This is a genomic window from Sphingobium sp. BHU LFT2 (assembly GCF_018604485.1).
Classification (GTDB): domain Bacteria; phylum Pseudomonadota; class Alphaproteobacteria; order Sphingomonadales; family Sphingomonadaceae; genus Sphingobium; species Sphingobium yanoikuyae_A.
In genome coordinates this window covers 1-706 of record NZ_JAFCGW010000078.1, presented here as the reverse complement: position 1 = coordinate 706, position 706 = coordinate 1, and the positions used below count along the sequence as shown (strand labels likewise).

At 64.4% G+C, this 706-nt stretch carries 2 protein-coding genes; both read left to right on the top strand.

The window, feature by feature from the left end:
- Positions 1-405 (top strand): DUF5110 domain-containing protein (locus JQK15_RS26540; RefSeq protein WP_214869662.1); only part of this gene is annotated, 405 nt, incomplete at its 5' end.
- Positions 406-419: 14 nt separating this feature from the next.
- A partial coding sequence (locus JQK15_RS26535; protein WP_214869660.1) for a family 1 glycosylhydrolase occupies positions 420-706 on the top strand: 287 nt, incomplete at its 3' end.

Genomic DNA, 706 nt, shown 5'->3' with positions numbered 1-706 from the left:
GCCCCGGTGACCAAGCAGGGCCAGACCAAGCGGTCGGTCTATCTGCCCGCCGGCACCGCCTGGTATGATTATTGGACCAACCAGAAATATGAGGGTGGCCAGACGATCGAGGTGGATGCCCCGATCAACCGCATCCCGCTGTTCGTGAAGGCCGGTTCGATCGTGCCGATGGGCGTGCAGGTGAAGAGCACGGCCGAGAAGCAGGCGCTGGAGAGCATCCGCGTCTATCCCGGCGCCGATGCCCGCTTCACCCTCTATGACGATGACGGCAAGACCAATGATTATCGCAAGGGTGGCGTGAAGGCCGAACTGGTCTGGGACGACAAGGCAAAGACGCTGACGAGCAAGACGAAGCTGCCCACCGGCCAGGCCATCAGCGGCCTGGTGCAGATCGTCGGTCAATAAGGAGACTATCGAAGATGACGGGTATCAATCGCCGCGAATTGGGCATGGGCCTGGGTGCCGCCGCACTGGGCGCGGGCCTGGCCGGGTGCAGCCCCGCGAGCACCCAAAATGCGGCTGGATCCGCACCGCAGGGCGATCTTGCCTTCCCCGCCGACTTCCTGTGGGGTTGCGCCACCGCCTCCTATCAGATCGAGGGCGCCGTGAATGCCGATGGCCGCGGCCAGACCAACTGGGACGTGTTTTCCCACACGCCCGGCAAGGTCGCCAATGGCGACACCGGCGACGTCGCCTGCGACAGCTA